At 66.9% G+C, this 3490-nt stretch carries 1 protein-coding gene and 1 pseudogene; one reads left to right on the forward strand and one right to left on the reverse strand.

What is annotated here, in order from left to right; translation table 11 throughout:
• Window positions 1-1789, forward strand: a 1789-nt coding sequence (locus SFU54_RS03030) for a DEAD/DEAH box helicase (protein ID WP_319014840.1), incomplete at its 5' end; no start/stop codon positions are given.
• 1220 nt (window positions 1790-3009) lie between these two features.
• Here SFU54_RS03030 and SFU54_RS03035 read toward each other — a convergent pair.
• Window positions 3010-3490: pseudogene (locus SFU54_RS03035) on the reverse strand (1,4-alpha-glucan branching enzyme); the annotation flags it as partial.

Here is a 3490-nt window from a genome sequence, read left to right on the forward strand (position 1 = left end):
CGCCGCCAAGGCTTTGCGTCGCGACATGCTGCTCGCATCGGGTGCCGAGCTTGAGCCGGATGACCTGCTCATCGTTACCGAGGCCCCCACGGTTGCTCCCGAGGTCGCCAAGCAGGTCGTTCCGAAGTCGGTCAAGCAGGCCCAACTCGCCAATCCCTTCTTGGCTCCTGACCTCTCGGCTCTCAACCCCGTGGCGCCCTCCAACTCGGGCCGTCTCTCGAACTGGGAGCTCATCGAACCCCTATTCCGGTCGTTCGAATACGGTGCGGGCGGTCAGGCAGCCTCGATGTCGCTTCCCGACTCCGGATCTCTTGTCACCCCCGGCGGCATGGAGCTCATGCGGCACCAAGCTCGCCTCATTGAGTCGGTCCGTCGCGGTCACCGCACCTTCTTGTTGGCCGACGAGCCGGGTCTTGGCAAGACGGCCCAGGCACTCATGGCCGCCAATGTCGCCCACGCCTTCCCGCTGCTCGTTGTTGTGCCGAACGTCGTGAAGACCAACTGGGCGCGCGAGGTTGAGCGCTGGATTCCGCAGCGCTCCGCGACGGTCGTTCATGGCGACGGCGAGAATCTCGATGCCTTTGCCGATGTCGTCATCGTCAACTACGAGATTCTCGACCGGCACGTCGGCTGGCTGGGCCGCTTCGGTTTCAAGGGCATGGTCGTTGACGAGGCGCACTTCATCAAGAACGCCACCTCTCAGCGGTCGCGCCATGTGCAGTCGCTCGCGCAGAACATCCGTGTGCTGCACCCGAAGGCCCTCATGATGGCGTTGACGGGCACCCCGCTCATCAACCAGATCGAAGACTTCCGCATGATCTGGAAGTTCTTGGGCTGGATCGACGACAAAAAGCCCCTGGGTCGCCTCATGGCGGCGCTCGACGACGCCGGTCTCACGCCCGCCGACCCGGGCTTCTTCGCGTCGGCTCGCCAGTGCGTCATCGACATGGGAATCGTGCGTCGCAAGAAGGTCGATGTCGCCGCCGACATTCCTGCTCGTCGCATTGCCGACATTCCCGTCGAGCTCGACGATGACGTTGCCCGCTCGATTCGTGCGTCTGAAGAAGCGCTCATCGGCCGGCTCGTCGACCGTTACCGTCGCGTCATTGCGGCACGCGAGGTTCCGCCCGTCGGCATCGACCACGACCTCATCCGTCTCGTCGCCACAGCAGAACTCGAAGAGTCGAAGCAGGCGACCGGCGGCGACAACGTGTTCACCATGGTGCGCAAGATCGGCACGGCGAAGGCCGTGCTCGCGGCTGACTACACCGCGCAGCTCGCGCGCAACGTCGGCAAGGTCGTGTTCTTTGCCAAGCACATTGACGTGATGGATGCTGCAGAAGCGCACTTCGCGTCGGTCGGGTTGCGCTCGGTGAGCATTCGTGGTGATCAGAGTCCGAAGGCGCGTCAAGAGGCGATCGATGGCTTCACCAACGACCCCGAGGTGAGCGTCATCGTGTGTTCGCTCTCGGCGGCGGGCGTGGGCATCAACCTTCAGGCATCGTCGAACGTCGTGCTCGCCGAGCTCTCGTGGACGTCGGCTGAGCAGACTCAGGCGATCGACCGCGTGCACCGCATCGGTCAAGAGCTGCCGGTGACGGCGTGGCGTATTTTGGCCGCGCAGACGATCGATGCGCGCATCGCGGATCTGATCGACTCGAAGGCGGGCCTCGCGGCGCGCGCACTCGACGGCAGCGACGAGCAGGTCGTGGCCGAGGGAACGGTGCAGGTACAGGCCCTCATCGCGATGCTCACCGACGCGCTCGAACAGCGCGCCACCGCAGCCTAAAGCGCGCGGGCGACTCGCGCTGCGCGGTTCCGCGTTCGGTGTCTAGATTGCGGTGCAGCGGTCGGCTTGTCGCAGTGCGACGCTGCGGCTAACGGCAAGCCGATTACCGCTTCGGGAGTCTCGCGTGCTCCAATGCACGACCGGTTGAAGGGCGAGGGGAATGCTCCAACGTTCGGCCAGCAGGTGTGGGCTTGGCACTGATCGCGTGTTGCCCGGTACACAGATGTGCAGGGGAGTGTCGATAACGTCGCTAAGCCCAGACTGCGTGTTCGCGCTGGCATGAAACTCGAGAGCGCTCACGCAGGCGAGCGGGCCGCCGAATCGCCAGGCCAATCGGTGGAGCGGGGATACATCGGGGTGGCAATGCCACCCTTGCCGCACCGCCTGGAGCGAGCCGTAGTCACGGTAGAGCTCGAGCATGGTCGGGTCGACTCCGACGGCCCGCAACTCGCGGGTCGAGACAATGCCTCCCGTGCGCGCGAGCAGGGCACGCACGGGCTTGGAGAGATGCCCTGTGCCTCGCGCCGGGCCGCAATAGGTCAGTGTTGAGCGCATCACAGCGAGATTCTGTGGAGTTCCACGGTGTCGCTTAGTGGTGCGCCGACTTTCGGTGGGGTTGTCCCGGGTGGATCGCCTGGTGAGGAGGTATGCTCCCCAGCTCCGCCTCGCCTCGCCTCGCCTCGCCTCGCCCCGCCTCGCCTCGCCCCGCCCCGCCTCGCCCCGCTTCGCCTCGCCCGGCCCCGACCGGCCCCGCACTTCCTCTCGTCGCCTCTCTCGGCCCCGGTCATCGCTCACCTCGACGTCTGATCACGCGCCGCTGTCCGGGCCCGAACTCGGTACTGGGTTCATGTGACTCCCCAATCGCAGGAAACTTCGGAGAGATGTCGTTCAGCGTTCCTGCGATTGGGGAGCGTTCTGGGGCAAAGACCCGCACCCTCGGCCGATCTGATCGTCTGGCGTAGGTCAGTTCGAGAATGGTCAGATCGTCGGTCGGTCGGTCGGTCGGTCGGTCGGTCGGTCGGTGGCGCGGCGCCGGACGTGGCGTGTGGGCGGCCGGCACGGTCGGGCTGGGCGAGTCGGCGGCCGGCACGGTCGGGCTGGGCGAGTCGGCGGCCGGCACGGTCGGGTGGCCAGGGAGGGCGCCCAGGTCGCGCGGTGCCCGGCGCGGTGTGTGGTGGGTAGCGGATGCGCGGGGCGGCGGCGGGGTTCGGCAGCGGGGGCTAGCGCTTGGCGGCGCGGTCGGGCGAGACCAGGTAGGCGACGGCCGTGAGGGGAATGGGCAACCAGGTGGGACGATGGCGAGCCTCGTACATCGCCTCGTAGACGGCCTTGTCGAGCTCGAAGGCGTCGAGCAAGGAGCGGTGTGCTCGCAAGTCAGTTCCGCTCACGGCGATGTAGCCGTCGAGAAAAGCGGCACGGGCTTCTCGCGCCCACGCCGACTGGGGAGTCGCGTCGATACCCGAGTCGCCGAAAGCTGCGGGCTCGTGCGCGGCGGGGGCGGCCGATGGGGCGGCGGTGTCAGTTGTGTTGCGCAGTGAGCCGACGGCATAGTCGAACGACCGCAGCATCCCTGCGACGTCGCGCAAGGGCGAGTCGACCCGTGCGCGCTCGGAGAGCGGCCGCAAGGGTTCGCCCTCGAAGTCGACGAGCAACCACTCGCCGGTCGGCCGGCGCAACACTTGGCCGAGGTGGTAATCGCCG

The sequence above is a fragment of the Microcella sp. genome (genome assembly GCF_033763155.1).
GTDB lineage: Bacteria > Actinomycetota > Actinomycetes > Actinomycetales > Microbacteriaceae > Microcella.